The organism is Psychrobacter pocilloporae (assembly GCF_029872915.1).
Classification (GTDB): Bacteria; Pseudomonadota; Gammaproteobacteria; order Pseudomonadales; family Moraxellaceae; genus Psychrobacter; species Psychrobacter pacificensis.
The window spans coordinates 1234505-1253086 of record NZ_PGFT01000001.1 but is presented as its reverse complement, the minus strand read 5'-3'; the positions used below and the strand labels follow the sequence as shown (position 1 = coordinate 1253086).

The 18582-nt window shown below is 44.7% G+C and carries 18 protein-coding genes; 8 read left to right on the top strand and 10 right to left on the bottom strand.

The window, feature by feature from the left end:
* The first annotated feature begins 76 nt into the window (after positions 1 to 76).
* Together CUR83_RS05505 and CUR83_RS05500 are read left to right on the top strand one after the other, a co-directional pair.
* Entirely contained in the window at positions 77 to 1435 is a 1359-nt protein-coding gene (locus tag CUR83_RS05505) for a GntP family permease (RefSeq protein ID WP_093070987.1), read from the top strand.
* A gap of 112 nt (positions 1436 to 1547) precedes the next feature.
* Entirely contained in the window at positions 1548 to 2684 is a 1137-nt protein-coding gene (locus CUR83_RS05500) for a glycerate kinase (RefSeq protein ID WP_071001312.1), read from the top strand.
* A gap of 84 nt (positions 2685 to 2768) precedes the next feature.
* Here the strand turns inward: CUR83_RS05500 and CUR83_RS05495 are convergent, their stop codons facing one another.
* Positions 2769 to 3638: a LysR family transcriptional regulator gene (locus CUR83_RS05495; protein ID WP_071001311.1), complete on the bottom strand. Its 870-nt coding sequence runs from the start codon at positions 3636 to 3638 to the stop codon at positions 2769 to 2771.
* Between the two features lie 107 nt (positions 3639 to 3745).
* Here CUR83_RS05495 and CUR83_RS05490 point away from each other — a divergent pair, with 107 nt between their 5' ends.
* Positions 3746 to 4246 (top strand): lactoylglutathione lyase family protein, encoded by a 501-nt coding sequence (locus tag CUR83_RS05490; protein WP_071001310.1) that lies wholly within the window; start codon positions 3746 to 3748, stop codon positions 4244 to 4246.
* Between the two features lie 237 nt (positions 4247 to 4483).
* Positions 4484 to 4630 (top strand): hypothetical protein, encoded by a 147-nt coding sequence (locus CUR83_RS05485; RefSeq protein ID WP_284719264.1) that lies wholly within the window; start codon positions 4484 to 4486, stop codon positions 4628 to 4630.
* A 187-nt stretch (positions 4631 to 4817) separates the two neighbouring features.
* Here the strand turns inward: CUR83_RS05485 and CUR83_RS05480 are convergent, their stop codons facing one another.
* The 3 genes from CUR83_RS05480 to CUR83_RS05470 all read right to left on the bottom strand — a co-directional run bounded on the left by CUR83_RS05480 (position 4818) and on the right by CUR83_RS05470 (position 8921).
* Entirely contained in the window at positions 4818 to 5156 is a 339-nt protein-coding gene (locus CUR83_RS05480) for a RidA family protein (RefSeq protein WP_071003571.1), read from the bottom strand.
* 54 nt (positions 5157 to 5210) lie between these two features.
* A complete protein-coding gene (locus CUR83_RS05475; protein ID WP_071001309.1) occupies positions 5211 to 6458 on the bottom strand; it encodes an NAD(P)/FAD-dependent oxidoreductase in 1248 nt (415 codons plus the stop codon).
* Between the two features lie 264 nt (positions 6459 to 6722).
* The gene (locus CUR83_RS05470) at positions 6723 to 8921 is read right to left on the bottom strand and encodes an ATP-dependent helicase (protein WP_071001308.1); all 2199 of its coding nucleotides are present in this window, start codon (positions 8919 to 8921) and stop codon (positions 6723 to 6725) included.
* A 443-nt stretch (positions 8922 to 9364) separates the two neighbouring features.
* On the opposite strand from CUR83_RS05470, the gene ychF reads away from it, so the two are divergent.
* From ychF to CUR83_RS05450, 4 genes are all read left to right on the top strand, one after another.
* A complete protein-coding gene (gene ychF / locus CUR83_RS05465; RefSeq protein ID WP_284719263.1) occupies positions 9365 to 10456 on the top strand; it encodes a redox-regulated ATPase YchF in 1092 nt (363 codons plus the stop codon).
* Positions 10457 to 10642: 186 nt separating this feature from the next.
* Positions 10643 to 11134, top strand: coding sequence for a hypothetical protein (locus CUR83_RS05460; protein WP_284719262.1), 492 nt, complete (start codon positions 10643 to 10645; stop codon positions 11132 to 11134).
* A 78-nt stretch (positions 11135 to 11212) separates the two neighbouring features.
* Positions 11213 to 12631 carry a deoxyguanosinetriphosphate triphosphohydrolase gene (locus CUR83_RS05455; RefSeq protein ID WP_071001305.1) on the top strand — a complete coding sequence of 473 codons (1419 nt, stop codon included), beginning with the start codon at positions 11213 to 11215 and terminating at the stop codon, positions 12629 to 12631.
* A gap of 104 nt (positions 12632 to 12735) precedes the next feature.
* Complete coding sequence (locus tag CUR83_RS05450; protein WP_058023818.1) at positions 12736 to 13416, top strand: TetR family transcriptional regulator; 681 nt, start codon at positions 12736 to 12738, stop codon at positions 13414 to 13416.
* A 21-nt stretch (positions 13417 to 13437) separates the two neighbouring features.
* Here the strand turns inward: CUR83_RS05450 and gspK are convergent, their stop codons facing one another.
* From gspK to CUR83_RS05420, 6 genes are all read right to left on the bottom strand, one after another.
* The gene (gspK, locus tag CUR83_RS05445) at positions 13438 to 14484 is read right to left on the bottom strand and encodes a type II secretion system minor pseudopilin GspK (RefSeq protein ID WP_071001304.1); all 1047 of its coding nucleotides are present in this window, start codon (positions 14482 to 14484) and stop codon (positions 13438 to 13440) included.
* A 48-nt stretch (positions 14485 to 14532) separates the two neighbouring features.
* Positions 14533 to 15360 (bottom strand): type II secretion system minor pseudopilin GspJ, encoded by an 828-nt coding sequence (gene gspJ, locus CUR83_RS05440; protein ID WP_071001303.1) that lies wholly within the window; start codon positions 15358 to 15360, stop codon positions 14533 to 14535.
* A gap of 2 nt (positions 15361 to 15362) precedes the next feature.
* Positions 15363 to 15866: a type II secretion system minor pseudopilin GspI gene (gene gspI / locus CUR83_RS05435; RefSeq protein WP_227517161.1), complete on the bottom strand. Its 504-nt coding sequence runs from the start codon at positions 15864 to 15866 to the stop codon at positions 15363 to 15365.
* Complete coding sequence (locus CUR83_RS05430; RefSeq protein WP_083328789.1) at positions 15866 to 16690, bottom strand: prepilin-type N-terminal cleavage/methylation domain-containing protein; 825 nt, start codon at positions 16688 to 16690, stop codon at positions 15866 to 15868. The genes gspI and CUR83_RS05430 overlap by 1 nt, the downstream gene beginning before the upstream one ends.
* 166 nt (positions 16691 to 16856) lie before the next feature.
* Positions 16857 to 17540 carry a TetR/AcrR family transcriptional regulator gene (locus tag CUR83_RS05425; protein ID WP_071001302.1) on the bottom strand — a complete coding sequence of 228 codons (684 nt, stop codon included), beginning with the start codon at positions 17538 to 17540 and terminating at the stop codon, positions 16857 to 16859.
* Between the two features lie 234 nt (positions 17541 to 17774).
* Entirely contained in the window at positions 17775 to 18563 is a 789-nt protein-coding gene (locus tag CUR83_RS05420) for a TatD family hydrolase (protein WP_284719261.1), read from the bottom strand.
* Positions 18564 to 18582 lie beyond the last annotated feature (19 nt).

Genomic DNA, 18582 nt, shown 5'->3' with positions numbered 1-18582 from the left:
CTTCAAAATTTCGTATCGTTATTGATGCCTGTTTGCGTGAATAACTCATTAAGATATAAACCATATTGAGACAGTGATGATTGTATTTTGGCTTGTGCTGACCATTCTTTTTATTATTTTCGCTACCGCAAAATTGAAGTGGCATCCTTTTTTAGTGTTGATTTTGTCCGCTTTTTTGGTTGCCCTTTTTTACCAAGTACCGCTCAACACTGTTGCAAAGACAATCTCTGATGGTTTCGGTGGTATTTTAGGCTACATCGGTCTTGTGATTGTGTTTGGTACGATTATTGGCTTAATCCTCGAAAAAACAGGGGCGGCTATTGTAATGGCAGAGTCAGTCATCAAAGTATTGGGGCCACGCTTCCCTACTTTGACCATGTCTATCGTCGGTGCAGTGGTTTCGGTGCCTGTATTTTGTGATTCTGGCTACATTATCTTAAACTCTTTAAAAGAGTCTTTGGCTGAGCGATTACATGTATCAAGTGTCGCGATGAGTATTGCCTTGGCTACTGGTCTATACGCCACTCATACCTTCGTACCGCCTACGCCAGGCCCAATCGCGGCGGCAGGTAATTTAGGACTAGAGTCAAACTTAGGTTTGGTCATCATGGTCGGTGTGGTTGTCACGGCTGTTGCCGTATTGGCCGGCTGGTGGTGGTCGAATCGCTTTCTTAATGCCACGCCTGATAATATCAATGCCACAGATGCTCAAGCAGCGACCCTACCTGAAGGCATAAAAACACGCGATGACTACAGCAAACTGCCTTCAGCAACAATGGCGTTTTTACCTATCATTGTGCCTATCATATTAATTTGTCTGTCGTCGGTTGCCAATTTCCCAAGTGCACCGTTCGGTAGTGGTACGCTAGCAGAGGTTTTGATATTCATCGGTAATCCACTGACTGCATTGTTGATTGGTTTGTTTTTATCGTTTTTATTGATTGATTCAGAGCAAAAAACGCAGCAAATCAGCGATAGTATCTCACAAGGTTTGGTAGTAGCAGCCCCTATCCTACTGATCACTGGTGCTGGTGGCGCATTTGGTGCCATGCTAAAAGTGACGCCAATTGGCGATTATCTAGGTTCAACGTTATCGGCCTTGGGTTTAGGTATTTTTATGCCATTTATCGTCTCTGCTGCGCTAAAAACAGCACAAGGCTCAACCACAGTGGCATTGGTCACAACCTCTGCTATGGTTGCCCCACTGTTGAACCAAATTGGCTTGGACAGTGAGCTTGGCCGTGTATTCTGTGTGATGGCAATTGGTGCCGGTGCCATGACGATCTCTCACGCCAATGATAGCTTCTTTTGGATCGTGAGTCAGTTTAGTCGCATGAGCGTGGCACAAGCGTACAAAGCGCACTCAATGGCCACTGGTATCCAAGGGGTGACTAGCATCGTATTTATCTGGTTGTTAACCCTAGTGTTTATCTAGTTCATGAGATTGGGTACGTATATATACGTTTATTTGATTATTGCTAAGTAAACGTTTTAAAACACGACACTGTTGCGATGATCGTGTCATTAAGATATTCAAAGAGAGCCGTATGAAAATTTTGATCGCCCCTGACTCGTTTAAAGAAAGCCTAGAAGCACTCGATGTTTGCCACGCCGTTCAATCTGGCTTTAGTCAAGTGTTTCCAGATGCTGATTACAAATTATTGCCGATGGCGGATGGCGGTGAAGGCACCTCAGCGGTATTGTCTTATGTCTTGGGTGGGCGCTGGAAAGAAGTCAGAGTGCATGATCCATTGATGAGACCAATCATCGCCAAGTATCTGTTATTGCCCAATGCGACGGCGGTTATTGAAGTGGCTCAAGCCTGCGGATTGCACCTACTAACAGCTGATGAGCGTAATCCTATCGTTGCTAGCACTTATGGCGTTGGGGAGCTGATTGCTGATGCTTTGGAGGAAGGGGCTAAACGCATCATCATCGGTCTGGGTGGTAGCGCAACCAATGATGCAGGCCTTGGCATGCTAATGGCGTTAGGCATAACATTTCATGATATCAATGACAGTCTGCTCACTCATGGTGGTGGCGCACTTGCCAGCTTACATAAACTCGATAATACTAACCTTCATACAAAGATATCAGACACAGTATTTGAGGTTGCTTGTGATGTGACCAATCCGCTCTGTGGTCTGCTTGGGGCCAGCGCTGTGTTTGGCCCACAAAAAGGCGCTTGTCCGGAGCAAGTCAATACCTTGGATAAAGCGCTCAGTCACTTTGCGACCATATGTGGACAGCATGGCTATGAAGACTGTCAACACGTTGCAGGCGCTGGCGCGGCAGGCGGTCTTGGCTATGCGATGATGACGTTCTTTAAAGCTCAGCTGAAGTCAGGCTTTGATACGGTTGCCGAAGTGGCTCACCTGTCACAGCATATCGCAGAGGCTGATCTTGTCATCACAGGTGAAGGCAAGCTCGATGCGCAAACCGCCATGGGTAAGGTCGCTGGTGGTATCAGCCAAATCGCTAAGGCCAGCCGCACACCTGTTATCGCTATCTGCGGCAGTGTTGACGGACTAAAACCTGCTCAGACCAGTCAGTTCAATGTTGTGATGCCAAGTATCCAAAAAGTAGATACGATCGATAATGTGTTGGGTTCTGCTTATAACAACATTGAAACGACTGCTGCTAATATCGCTGCAAGTATCAAACTTGGGCAGACTTTGAGATAGTCGCAATCTATCAATGAACCTTCTTCACTAAATGTACAGTTATTAAACCCTTTGTTAGCTGTACATTTATCACTCTCAACATATCTATAGCCATTTTTTTACTGCATTAATGACCGTATGCATTCTATTAGAAAGTGCCTGCTGTTGTCTGACTGCCAGATATAGCGTTTCGCTAACAGCAACTGGTAAATGATGACTGTTAATCAGCTCAGGCTTTGGATAAGCAGCCACCGCATGCGCCGGCAAGACAGTAAAACCTATTCCCCTGCTGACGGGCTCTAAAATTAGACCAATCTGATTAGAGAAGCCTTTTTTCTCAAAATCATTGATATGCTGGAATTGCTCGTAATTGGCAGTCAGTAGCATGCCTGCATGATGGGCACCATCCGGATGATCGATAAATCCAAGTGCCATAAGCTGCTCCCAGCTCGGCTCTACTGTAGTCGCAGGGGTTACGAGTATCAATGCTTCTTGCGCCATAGGCTTGCAGCTAATCGTTTCATCATCTGAGATGTCCGTCATAAAACCAATATCGATCTCGTGATTTGCCAATGCCTGCTCAATATCAGCATTGGGGGCAAAGCGATAATCAATCACTAGCTTTGGGTGCTGTTGCTGTAAGGTCAAAAGCTGCGGGTATAGCTTAAGTCCCACACTACCCGGTGACATCAACCGTACTAGCCCTTCGTAAGGCGGATCTTCACTGATGCGCTGCTCTAAATTTGATAATCGCTGCAATATCTCGCCTGCTTCTTTATAAAGCTGCTCACCTGCATTGGTCAATGAGAACTGCTTTCCTTGTCGAATTAACAAATCTGTGTCCAGCTGCTCTTCTAGCTTACGTATATGTTGGCTCACACCGGACTGTGTCATATATAGACGTTCAGCCGTGCGAGTAAAGTGCCCAACTTCGGCAAGCGTACAAAAAGTGCGTAGCCATGTGACATTAATCATTACGTTTCATACTTATTTTTATAATATTTGATAATTTTACATAATGACAGTGCGTTTGTATACTGGCCTCACGTCAAACAAGAGTACAGCAAACAGGAGCACAAGCTATGAACAACGTTTATCCCAGAAGCTTTTCGCACATCGGTCTGTCAGTCCCTGACTTAGATGCTGCTGTAAAATTTTATACTGAAGTGCTGGGTTGGTACACCATCATGGAGCCTACTGAGATTATTGAAGATGACAGCCCGATTGGTAAGATGTGCACTGAAGTATTCGGTGCTGGTTGGGGCCGCTTTCGGATCGCTCACCTCTCCACTGGTGACCGTATCGGTGTTGAGATTTTTGAATTTAAAAATCAGGAAAACCCTGAAAATAACTTTGAATACTGGAAAACAGGTATTTTTCACTTCTGCGTCCAAGACCCAAACGTTGAAGCGCTGGCTGAGCGTATGGTTGCCGCAGGTGGCAAAAAACGTATGGAAAAACCACGCTACTACTACCCTGGCGAAAAGCCATATCGCATGATCTATATGGAAGACCCGTTCGGTAACATCGTCGAGATATATAGCCATAGCTACGAGCTTATCTATAGCGAAGGCGCATACTAGGTTCAGTATAAATACAGCTTAGTATGAATTTAGCTTATATTTAACTGAAAAACCAATAGCGTACTCCTCACCTGAGTGCGCTATTTTTTTATGCGCTTTCTATGTGCTCCATCTATTGTATAGAATATGAGCCATGCTACTATTTAGTCAGCTATATATAAAACTATAAACCAACCCATTATCAAGGATGATAAATGACTCAATTAGGCACCACTCTAGATAGAGATGACCTTCTGTATGTTTTATAAGCAGCTGGATATGAGTGTCGAAGACGCTTATGACTATGCCAGTGAGGTCATGACTTGCAATATGGTGGCAGACGATGTGGGTGAAGGGATTGATGCTTTTATTGAGAAACGCCAAGCGGTATGGAAAGAATGCTAATTCCTATAATAATCATTGTATTGCTTCGCTGACGTTATACGGCGCGTGCTTGGATTAAAAAGCTAGCATATTCCTTTTCAATAATCGAGTTGGCTTATTGCTACGCATAGAAAAGGCCATGATATCGCTATCATGGCCTTCTTTATTTCTATTTAATACATATACTACAAGTACTACGAGCCGCTTATTACTCAGCAGCGATGGCAATCATCTCAACCAATAGCTCAGGGCGTGCCAATGCTGATTCGCCGCAAGCACGCGCTGGTGGCTGTATGCCTTCAAACCACTTGTCATAGACTTCATTCATAGCAGCAAAATCCGCCATATCTTTGATCCAAACGGTGACTGATAGTAGCTTTGATTTGTCGCTGCCCACTTCTTCTAATAGCGTTTGGATTTTTTCCAAACACGTCAACGTTTGCGCTTTGATATCGTCTTCTGCATTACCGACCTGACCACACAAATAGATCGTCTGGTTATGGATTACCGTTTTGCTCATGCGCTGATTGCTATGTAGCTTCTTAATCATGTCTATACCTTTTTATTAATTTGAATCTGTGTTTAGTCAGTCAAGTCGCGCTTAGTTAGAAAAACGCTGGGCACTAAATGGTGCAAGATCGACCAATGCAGGCTTATTATGAATCATCTCTTCAACCAGACGCCCTGTCATTGGTCCCAAAGTGAAGCCTTGATGGCTGTGACCAAATGCGAACCAGAGGTTGTCATGCTTATCAGCAGGACCGATGACGGGCTTCATGTCAGGCATACAAGGACGCGATCCTGCCCATGCTTCACTCTCAACCGCATCTTCTAATGGCAAAATTTTTCTTGCAAGCTTCAATACCGTTTGTAATTGACCAAAATTCTTTGGCGCATTCATGGTAGTCATCTCAGCACCCGTAGTGATACGGATACCCTGCTGCATTGGCCCCATGACAAAGCCTTTGTCCATATCAAACATACTGTGATGGATTGTGTTCTTGTCTGTCACTTTGAAATGCTGATGATAGCCGCGCATTGGGAACAATGGCAGATTGTAACCAAGTGGTCTGATCAAATCATTTGACCAAGGACCTGCTGCGATGACCAATTTATCACTATAATAGGTATCTTTATCAGTGGTGATTTTCCAGCCATCCGCCTCTTTGACGATTTCTTTGACGTCATTTTCTTTGATCGTACCTTGCATGTCTTGGAAGTTTTTTGCGTAGGCTTTTACCAGCGAGCTTGGGTTTGATACCTGCCATGAATTCAACCAATGAATAGCACCAACGAAACCGTCAAAATTGGCGCGGGGCTCCATTGCTTTTAGCTCTTCAAGGTTCAATACATTGTGCTCAACCCCTTGATTACGTGCATCAATGGCGGATGCTTGCGCTTCTTTGAAAGTCTCTTCTGAGCGATGTAATTGTAGCCAACCATCACGAGTAATGAGCTCATCAGCACCAGAGGCGCTAATCATGGTTTGGTGCTCACTGGTACAATGCTCAATCAAGGTCTGCCACTCAGATTCGATTTTTTTGACTGACGCAGGCGTTGAGTATTTCCAGTACTGTAGCAGCGCTTGGTGATAACGCAGAATTGCCGGTATGCGATAACGAATATCAGTACCTTGGTTAGGTAATACTCGGATCATCTCTGTCAGCTGACGAGGAAAAGGATGCGTATGAATGGCTTCGCGCTGAATCAAGCCGGCATTACCATATGAGGTCTCTGACCCTGGCAATTTTTTGTCTAAGAGTAATACGTTTGAGTTATTTTTTTGTAGATGCCACGCGATTGACGTGCCAACCATACCTGCACCGATAACGATCACTTCGTAGCGCATAACCTATCCTTTTCTTAGGGTGTTAATACAGAGTATCAAATATAAAGGTCTTACCAAATTAGGTGGTCATAGTAACGCATTGGGATAAATTTTAAACCCTTATTTGAAAAATATTTTTGCTATTAAATACTTTTGGCTATACATTTATTTGTAGGTCATTTTCAAAAGGAATAGTTGGCGTATGAAGCCATTATTGGACGACCAAAATCCGCAAAATACACACTAAAACCCAGTATGATAGATACCATCAATATCCTCAAAAAATCACCACCATATTGGGTCATCATTTTTCTTGATAGGCGATTTTACCGTCTCTACTGTTACCTCGTCAGCCGATAGTTCCGCAATAAAGCGTGAGGCCATATCAAAGTATCCAGAGTAACTAGAGAAGTAATTCGGCGCGGTCAAATACAGCTGCGTCTTCGCACGACTACAGGCCACATAAAACAGCTTACGCTCTTCTTCTAATGCTTCAAAGTCGTCCAATGAGCGATGATGCGGCGTGATGCCATCGACCAATGAATTGACGAACACCACTGGCCACTCAAGCCCTTTTGCGCTATGAATGGTTGAGATCGTGACTTTATCATTACTTTGTCCATCGTCAGAGCTTTCCATGACCGCGACTGAGTCATTGGGCGGATCGAGCGCAAGATTTTCTAAAAAGCTATCGAGGCTCGTGTGCTCTGTCGCTAAATTCTTTAGCACCCGAAAGTCCTCGCTACGCTCACGCCAGTTGTCTTCTATCAACTTTAACACAGGGATATAAAACTCAAGAATATGCTCAATGGCTGTCTCAACCGTTTCTGCTTGCTGGGCCTTGGTAAGCGTGTGGTATAGAGGCTTTAGCTGATCGCTTTTTTTGGCAAACGATGCTGCCAGTAGCGACTCAAACGCATTATTGTCAGCGGTGATGGCTTGGGTTAAGCGCGTCGCCGTGACTGCTCCTACCCCTTTAAACAAAGTTAAAATACGATGCCAAGCAATCGTATCGTTCGGGTTATAGAGAACTTTGACAAAAGCCAACACGTCTTTGATATGGCGTCTTTCAATAAACTTGATACCGCCCACCACGATGAAGGGAATATTGCGCGCCATAAATTCTAGCTGTACATAATTGGACTGAAAAGACGTGCGGCACAATACCGCAAAGTCGTTATAATCATACTCAGGCTTTAGCGCGACTATCTTATCAGTGATATAACTCGCTTCTTTTGTCTCATCGCTGAGTCGTCGAAATATTGGCTTGTCGCCTGCTATTGGCGCATCAGAATACAGCTGCTTTTGATAGCCTAGCGTGATTTGCGCTGACAACGCGTTGATATAGTTTAGTACCGAAGGTGTACTGCGATAATTTTGCTCAAGCTTGATAAGTTTGGCATTGGGATACGTCTCACCAAATAGCAAAATATTTTCGTAATTAGCACCGCGAAAGGCATAGATGCTTTGATTGTCATCGCCAACGACCATTAGTGACACCGAATCAGGCTCACATATTAAGTCAATTAGCTGCTTTTGCGGAATATTGGTGTCTTGATATTCATCAACCATGACATAACGATATGTGTTTTGAAGTCGCTGCCTAAAGGTGTCGTTGGTTTTTAGATGACGTACCACTTGACTGATAATGTCGTCAAAATCGTATAAGTGATTGGCGCGCTTATACTCATGAAAATCAATTGCTAATTGCTCGATGATAGGAATATGTACGGCGATATCAGGATAGCTACTTTCTATTAGGTCGCGAATAGGAATGCGTCTGTTTCTAGAGGTTGAAATGATATTTTGCAATGTTTTTTTGCGCGGAAAGGCTTGGGTTTTGGTTTGGGTAGGATACTTTTTTTCTTTATGTACCAAGTCGATAGCATCCTCGCTATCGCCAGTATCTAAAATCGTAAATCGTGGATTGATACCGAGCAGACCAGAGTATTGACGCAGCAGCATATTGCAAAATGAGTGAAAGGTGCCACTGGTGATATTATTTAATGCCTTGTCAGTTGGGAGCTTATCTTCAGCCAATGCATCATCAGATAGCTCTTGATTTGAAAGACTACTTGCCAGCAAAGATTTAGCGCGATCTTTGATTTCATTTGCCGCTTTACGAGTAAAGGTTAGTAGCAAAATCTCTTTAGGCGACACGCCGTTTTCGAGCAAATAGCTGGTGCGATAGGTCAAAGTCTTGGTTTTGCCCGATCCTGCACCCGCAATCACCAACACTTTACCTTCGATAGTGGTGGCAGCCATGAGCTGATCGGGATTGAGCTCACTGGCATAGTCGACCTTCAATCCCAAATGACTATCCAACCTTTGCGTCAACAGCTTCGTATTTGCTTGATCATTAGCGTCAATGAGGTTTGTCTCGAGCTTTTTGATGGCCTGCTCAAGTCGAGCAAGTTTGGGCTTCATCTCAAGAAAATTCTGTGGATATTTATAGCGGCGTGTATCAAAAATCGAGGTTGTCATTATCGGATATTGCCTTACATTTTGTTTTGGAGCGAGCTGATTGTTTGAAAAAATTAAACCAGCCAGCAGATTGTACTGACTGCTTGTGAGCTGATGCCACTATTTATCTATGATAACGTACTATAGCAAAAAATACTGAATACCAAATCGAACACCGCTTATCTAAATAAGAAGCAACCCATTGTATTCACTTTTCAGCGTTTAACCTATCTGAGCCTTAGTAGAAACACACCTGCCACCGCTGAGTAAAAACCTAAGCATATAAAGTAACAACCTCACCCCTATTCCCGTAAATTTGCTACAATGTGCCCAATTTTGATTGTCTATTTGACTAATATTTCAAACAAGCTGAGCTTTAGATGAACTCAGTTTTATCCTGACTAAATATCAAGTCTTATATTAGCTCAGCACCAACTATTTTATTAATACATTGAGAGACTGTTATGGGTTTTAATTGCGGCATCGTCGGCCTACCAAACGTGGGTAAATCCACCTTGTTTAATGCGTTGACCAAAGCGGGTATCGCCGCTGAAAACTTTCCGTTTTGTACCAAAGATCCCAACACCGGTATCGTACCAGTACCCGATCCACGCCTAAAGAAATTGGCTGATATCGTCAACCCTGAACGCGTATTGCCAACGACGATGGAGTTTGTAGACATCGCAGGTTTGGTGGCAGGCGCGTCAAAAGGCGAAGGCATGGGCAACCAGTTCCTCGCCAACATCCGTGAGACTGATGCGATTGCTCATGTCGTACGCTGTTTTGATGATGACAACGTGGTACACGTCGATGGTCGCGTCAGCCCAATCGATGATATCGAAACCATCAATACTGAGTTGGCATTGGCAGATTTGGAAGCGGTTGAACGCGCGATACTGAACTTGACCAAAAAAGCCAAAGGCGGTGACAAAGACGCTAGCGCCATGCTGGATGTGTTCAAAAAGATTGAACCATTATTAGCAGAAGGCAAAGCGGCGCGCGCGGCCAATCTAGACGCTGATGAGAAAAAACTCATCCGCAGCTACGGCCTCATCACCCTAAAGCCAACCATGTATATTGCTAACGTTGCTGAAGATGGTTTTGAAAACAATCCCTATCTCGACGCTGTTCGTGATTACGCAACTGGCGAAGAATCTATCGTCATTCCTCTATGCAACCAAATCGAAGCTGAAATTGCCCAGCTAGATGAAGAGGACAAAAAAGACTTTTTGGCTGAAATGGACATGGAAGAAGCCGGGCTTGATCAAGTGATTCGCGGTGGTTATGATTTGCTTGATATGCAGACCTATTTTACCGCTGGTGTCAAAGAAGTACGTGCATGGACCGTTGCAATTGGCGCTACTGCCCCGCAAGCCGCTGGCGTGATTCACACGGACTTTGAGCGCGGCTTTATCCGTGCTGAAGTGATCGCTTATAATGATTTCATCGAATACAACGGTGAAAAAGGCGCTGCTGCCGCTGGTAAGTCACGCCTAGAAGGCAAAACCTATATCGTTCAAGATGGCGATGTCATGCATTTTAGATTTAACGTGTAGCTTTAGCTAGTCAATACTGCCTGATAGCTAATCAGCCGATGTTGGATATTTTCCAGCATCGGCTTTATTTTATTATCCTTTTGTTATATTATAACATATCTTTATTTTGCTTATTTGAGGGCTTATACTTTGACTGACTTTTTCTCTTTTTCCAAATTTGCAAGTGCTGCTCTCATAGGCAGTGTTATGACAGTTTCATTGTTAGGCTGCCAGCCAAAAACAGACGGTGAGCCAGCAGCATCTGAAGATGTGACAACCGTAGACAGTCACGCAGAGCACGATGAACATGCCCATGAGGAGCATGACCATGAAAGTCATAATGACATGGACGTTCACGAAGAACATGATCATGAGGGTCACGACCATTCTGAGCACGCTAGCAACAGCACACCATTCTCTTGTGAGCCTACTGCTACTATCGGCGTCTACTATCATACCGATGCCACACCACAGACCGCGCACCTACTTATTGACGGTATCGAATACGATTTGACAGCTGCCTCTGGTAGCGACGCCCTTACTGACAAAACCATATACACAAGTGATATTGGATTAGATGACACTCATGGCATTATATGGCAAGTGGATGGTGACAACGCAACCTTGCTAAACAAAACACTAAATAGTGATGTGCCTATCGACGAGGAAGAGGTAATTTTTGATTGTCATAAATCTTAATTGCCATGGCGCTTAGTGGCTGTACCAAGGGCGCTATTTTGTTATGCTAGAGGCTCCCTTGGTTTCGGATGTTCCAATATGCTAAGTACCCCAACCTCTTTGTCGTCTTCTACTGCGCAATGGTCTCATCTTCTCAACTCACAGCGTCTTGGCGCTGCCAAAAAATACGGCGCTAATACAAGTACTCGCTCACAGTTTCACAAAGACTATGACAGACTGGTATTCTCTCACTCGTTTAGGCAGTTGAATCAAAAAACCCAAGTTCATCCATTGACCAATCAGCTGGGTATCCATACTCGCCTGACCCATTCGCTTGAGGTCTCCTCTATTGGACGCTCTTTAGGGATGATGACCGCAGAAAAGCTCCATGATAAGCTAGGCAATGGCTTACTAGCAGGAGTCTCGCCATCTGATATTGGCGTAATTGTACAAGCAGCCTGCCTCGCTCACGATATTGGTAATCCGCCGTTTGGTCATGCTGGAGAGTACGCCATTCGTGACTGGTTTCGGCAGCCTGATCCTCAAGCAATTTTGCAAAAATTAAGCAGCAACGAGCGGTTAGACTTACTGGCCTACGAAGGCAATGCACAAGGGTTTCGGTTACTGGTGCGCAATGAGCACCATCCCGATAAAGGCGGTATGCGTCTTACCTGCGCAACGCTAGGCGCTTTTATGAAATATCCTTGGCTTGCCACTCACAGCAATGATGCAAATGACAACGCCCATAATGTACAGAAATTCGGCTGCTTTTATAGCGAGACCTCTCAGTTAGAGGAGCTGGCAGCCTGTTTGCATTTGCCGCGCTCAACACATCACGATGGCTTTGCACGCCATCCGTTGGCGTATCTGTTAGAAGCTGCAGATGATATCTGTTATGCGCTGATAGATTTAGAAGATGGTATCAATCTGAATATGCTAACCTATAGCGAGGTTGCCACGATTTTTTATGAGCTGATTGGCGAGCATCCTGATAGCGTCAGCCTGCCTGTGCATATGTCAGTCAGGCAGAGTCTGGCCTCTTTGCGATCACGCGCCATGATGCGCTTGGTCAATACGATCACCGATGCTTTTGTGGCCAATAGTGAAGACTTGCTGGCAGGTACGCTCCAAGGCAGCTTGTTTGCCCATTGCGACACCACTGTACAAACTGGCATCTTGCAGGCCAAGCAATTGGCCCGCGAAAAAATATTTAATCATCCAAACAAGGTAAGAATGGAGCTAATGGCCAATCAATGCTTGCATCGTCTAATGGATGCCTTTGTACCACTGGCTTGGACGGGTACTGAGACGAGTGAGGCTACGTCATCATCTATGTCGTTTGAGCAACAGAGTCTGTTAAGATTACTACAGCCACACTTAGATGAGCATCGCCGCGTGTTATCAGACAATATTTATCACAATATATTGAATATTTTAGATTTTATTACAGGTATGAATGACCATGAAGCCTATCGATTGGCGCAAGAATTGCAAGGTCATTGGGGTACGGTGGTTTAAAAGACCAATGCAGGTTTAGTAAATTAGCACGAATTGTGCATTTTGGTCGTATTTGTGCGCTGAAATGAGTATGATAAACCTCTATCGGATAATTTTGAAATATTATGAGCAGTCGCGAACAAAAAAAACTTCAAACTCGGCACGCTTTTTTTAATGCCGTACTCGATCTATGTATGACAGGGCAGTCTTTTAGCTCTATCAGTCTCAGACAAGTCACGCGTGAGGTTGGCGTTGTGCCGACTGCGTTTTATCGCCATTTTGATGATATGGAGTCGCTCGGTCGCGCCTTGGTCATCGAAGAGTTGGGTGGTACGCTCGCCACACTCAGCGATAGCCTACAAATTGGACGCAAGCGTAGCTTTGATCGTCAGATAGCCAAAAGCATTCAGTTGTTCTTATATATGGTCAGCGATCAGCCTTACTACTGGCAGTTTTTGGTCAGTGAGCGCTACGGTGGCTCAGAATCTGTGCGAAAAGCCATCAATGAACTGGTTAAAAAACATGCCCAAAGCTTGGCAGATGATCTGGCATTACAGCCAGCATTTACCCATATCAATGATTATGACCGTCGTCTATTGGCTGAGGCTGGCGTAAATATGTTCTTTTCTTGGATTATCGACTGGTTAGAATTGACCTACACTGAAGATCACGATGACGAAATCGATCTAAATGTCATCGAAGAAAATAAACAGTTGATGCTACATAACTGCACTCGCCAAGCGCAGATGTTGTTTTATGGGGCTTATAACTGGAAATCTAGTGAAGAGACTCGCTTGAGAGATTAATAAAAAGCGCACTACCATTCATCAAAAACTAGGACGAAACGCCCATAGTCGCTGCGTGACTACTTTGACTTCCTTGGGCTTTCCGCTAATGACATCGCTACTGCTACCACTAGTGTCGTTTGAGGTTTGACTGTCGTTCGCTGCGTTTTTACCAATCAAGACAGTGGCAAAGCGCTGTCTTGCCTGACCAACAGTTGCATTATCACTCGCGGTAATAAGCGCCATAAAGGCTTGGCTATCAACTGCCAACAAAGGCGTCAATGCTGCCCGCTGCTTTTTATCTAAGCCACTCAAAATTGGCAGTTGCCATAGCTCATCGATAGACGTGAGCGCTTGCTTACTGCGCGTGTCGACTATCCCTTGCATCTGCTGACTGCTGGCACCATCGATCAGTGCGGCAAGCAATGCGGGGCTCGCAGTATTAATATTGATAGGTAAATAATAAGGAACCGCCGTCAGATAAGGTCGTAGTGTCGCTAACACCTCTGCACTCACCCCTTGAACCTCTTGTAACTGATCAACGCTAACAAAAGGCTGGTTTGGTAGTGCGCCATCTACTGAACGGTTTAGTTGCTGAGAATATACCGCACTTTCATCACCGCCATCTAGATAGACTTCACTGTCCGTATCTTGCCAATCGAGGACGGCAATAGCAATATCTGGTTCTAAATTCAACTGTGTTAAGAGACGTTGGAACACTTCTAGCGCAGCAGTATCAACCGTGCCACCTTGATGTAAGTTATTGATATTAAAACGACCCGCCTCATCACGCAGCTCGATGCTGACACTATGATTCGCTAATGTGTACGGCAGTATCGGCTGTGCCCAGATATCTTGCTCACTATCGGTGTCGTTAAGCTTGCTATCAGCACGAATCATCGTCACTGCCAGCTGCTGACCGGCATCGATGTCTTGCAATAGCTGATTTTGATCAAACAATAATCCGCTGCGCCTAATCGCAACTTTTTGGCTAGCAAGCATCGCGCTTGCCACCACCGTGATACTCACCACCAATAGTAAGATAGTAAGCAGCGCCACACCGCGCTGAGAGTTTGCTTTCATTGTCATAGAGAGCTTATGTCGCTGAGCAAGTGATGCATGTTAAATACTACCTTCTCAATTACTGTGTCCCACACTGCTATTATCTGTATTACTACCGCTATTACTGTTGTTACTATCACTACCATTATTATTGTCGCTGCTATTATCATTACTATCGCTGCTATTAGCAGCCTTTGCGCTACTACGGGGTATTGGTTGTGGCGCTAGGGCCCACTGCCAAGTGATTGGTATCTCTTGATAAGTAAAGTTGACGGCAACCCCTTTGGGTAGCAAAACAACATCGGGGTTAGCACCCGCTGCTTGCCCCAATGCTATATTTGTATTGCTACTATTATTGACGTCATCGCTTGGAAATTTGGTGCTAAGCTCTGGCAAATAGGCTTGCCAACGCCCAGCAGTAACACCTTCTAATAACACACTGTCTAAACTGACGCTATCGCGTCCATCTTCAAGACTGGTATATTGACGACGTATCAGGCGCTCATCTGCAAAAATATATTCAATATGCTGGAGACTAGTGCTGCTTTGATAACGTGGATCAGGATCAGCAAAGCGTACAAAGCTGATATGTTCACCGTCCAAGCTCATAAATGGCTCAGGCGTATTGTCTTGAGCATTATTATTCGTATTGCCATTTATATCGCTACTCGCCGTCCCAGTATTTTGAGTATTAGGCGCTTGATACGGGATTATTTGTGCCATGTCTTGCTGTAATTGTAGATAGGCATACTGTAGTACGGCTAAATTATCCGCATGACGTTGTACGCGCTCGCGGGCGCGGTTGACACCATCAAATACTTGCCAGCCTGCCACTGCCAGCATGGCAAATATCGCCATGGCAACCATTAGCTCAAGGAGCGTGAATCCGCGCTGTAGTTTCATACTCACAAGCCGCCCCCTGCTTGTCCGATACTACTTTCACTACTTAAATCTAAACTGCCTGTATCTTGGTCGGCATTGCTTAGCATGACACTAATATCAGTGACCGACGTGCCTGCCTGTCCGTCTATGATAGGCGCCACTGCGATATTTACTTGTTTTAGTGCAGGTGTGATGGCATCACCGACAGTCATGACTATTTGCCAGTCACGCCCTTGAGCATTAATCGTTTGGGTACGGTTGGCGGTCAACCATGTGTCTTGAATACGCAAATCAGCAGCGGCATTTTGTGCGACAAAATGAGCAAGCGTGCGGGTGCGCAATATATCAACCGATTTCAAATACGCACTGCTAGCACGGCTCGCCGCGACGGCCACTACTGCCAGAATGGCTAAGGCAACCATTACCTCAATCAAGGTAAAACCACTCTCGCGCCCAGACTTAAGTGATATAGATTTGAGAGACGTAGGCTGAGCCTTCGTCGCCGAATATTTGGACAACTTATTCACTATAATCCCTGCCCTATCATCATACTACCATCGGGCATTATCGTAATCACCTCACCCACCAGACGCGAATCGTGAATTACTTCGATGTTGACAGGCGTCGCTTGGCCCGTACCAAACCATAGTACCTGCGGCACGCTTTGATCACTAAACCAAGGCTGTAGCGTTTGCGTCTGTCCTGTACTCGTTGAATTACTAGCATCCAAGCTCTGCACTCTGATACTCACGCCAGCGGGCAGCTCAGGCAAGCTAACCTCTGATTCAACCTCCCAGCTCGGTGTTGGCTGAGTCTCTCCAGTAGAGTCTGACAGACTGCTCAAATCAGCAGACAGCTCCATTGCGTTCTTTGGCTGGTTGTCCCTGTTACCTACTGAAATATCAGCCGTTTGATAGGCAATATAAGGATTCGATAAGGTAACGATTACAGGCGCTACCTGTCCCTGCTTATCTGCCTGCAAACGTAAGCCCATCGGCTGCATACGCTCAACTGATAGCAAACGGACGTAGCTCAGCGAATCAGTGAAGTGTTCATAAAAGGCGCGGTTTTTGCGAGAGTCACTACTGCCGACAGACAGACTCATCATGCCGGCAAATATAGATAGAATCACCACCACTACCACGATTTCAACCAGCGTAAAACCACTTTGCTTATGACTGCTTATTGATGAGGTATGTTGTGAGGGACATGCATTACTTGATAGAGAGAGACAACTACAATCAGACGATGTAGCTAAAATACCAAAGCGATTTGGACAAGGCGATTGACCGACGATGGCTAAAGGGCAATTGGCTGCTGAGCTGGACTGAGTCTTGACAGTGACCGGCATATTGCACCTATAAGCCTGTAATTCAGTTTTGTATATAGGGTGATAACGTTCATTTTTATGAACGCTAAGAAAGATACATTGAAAGATACATTTTGACGTGCTGCCATATCAGGTATGACAACACGTAACACTAAATAATCAATGACATCGAAAATCAGTCGACATTCTAATAATTGGTATTGCGATGCTCTTCTGATTCAGTATCGATCTGCTCTACTAATTCTTGCATATCCTCATCCATCACCTCTTCATCTTCGGCAGGATAATGACTCGGCAATTCTAGCATTTGCTGAACAAAGGCGTAGCGCAAGGTATCACGTCGACCCAAATAACGCTGATAAAAGCTTGAGTTTAGTAGACCCGCACCGCCTTGACCCATCGCCCAAATAGAAGATAAATAATCGCGAGTACTCAGACTACTATGCTCGTCTTTCAGATAAGCACTGATAATATCAATCAAGCGCTTCATACGCTGGCGACGAATATCATACAACTCGCCAAATAAGCGATTCAGACCAGTGACCGATGCTGCCAGACGCTCTTCGATTTGATTCAATAGCATGGCTTTTTGTGGATTAAATAGCTGCTGAAGAATCATGCGGGCAACGCCTGCCGAGGGACAGTCATCAATACGGTTGATATCAAATAGCTGCTCTTCGTAGCGGATAATAATACGCAGATAAAGCTCATCTTTGCTAGAAAAATGCTTATATAGCGTGCCTTTAGCCAAGTCGAGCTGATCTGCCAAACTGTCCAAAGTAATATCACCATCGCCTGACTCAAGTAGCAATTGCTCTGCCATCGCTAAGATATTTTCTTCTCGTGCCTTAAACTGATGCTGACGACTCATAATCTCTCCTAAAACATGACAAGATTAAGCATACAACCATCATTTACGGCAGTACATCGGCAATGAAAGTATGAGACTGTACCAAGACTGCTCGAGGACCACAAAAGGGAATATGCTTATGTTTGCTAAATAGTCATTGATAATCAGGTGGCTATATTTAGTGTGATACATACCTAAGGGGATTGAACCACAAGACTATCAAATAAATGACTGAGTGGTCATAGCATAACCATTTTAATGATACTGTGCCAGTAAATTTTCAAAGTTTTTTGCCGTCAGTGCACCGACTTCCTCGCTACTACATCCATACATGTCTGCGATACAGTTTGCCACGTAGGGAACATATGCAGGCTCGTTTGGTCTACCGCGTTTGGGGACTGGCGCCAAGTATGGACTGTCAGTTTCAATAAGTATTCTGTCTCTCGGCATTTTTTGAGCTGCATCCTTGATGTCTTGCGCGCTCTTAAAGCTCACGATACCTGAGAATGAGATATAAAACCCTAGATCTAGCGCACGCTTCGCCGTCTCCCAATCTTCAGTAAAACAATGAATGATGCCATGCTCCGCACCTTCACTTTTTAGAATATCAATCGTGTCTTCTTTGGCATCACGCATATGGATGACGAGTGGCTTTTTTAGTTGCTGACTGGCATGAATATGACGCGCAAGGCTGGCTTGCTGCGCTTTTTTGTTTTCTGTTGACCAGTAATAATCGAGTCCTGTCTCTCCAATTGCCCACACATGATCCGCTTTGGCCGTTTCTATCAGACGCTCGACTGTCGCTGATTGTAATATACCAATGTCTTCACAAGGATGAATACCGACGCTCATCCCTAGGTTTAAAGTCTCATCATTATAAGTGCTGACAATATCAGCAATCTCATCATATTCAGCAAAATCACACATGATCGCCATCGCGCGAGTGACATGAGCCGTTTTCATGGCGTCAATCGCGCCAGCCAGTTGGCCATCATATTTGGTTAGATCTAAGCGGTTAAGGTGGCAATGTGTATCTGTAAACATAAATAATCTCGTTATTGGA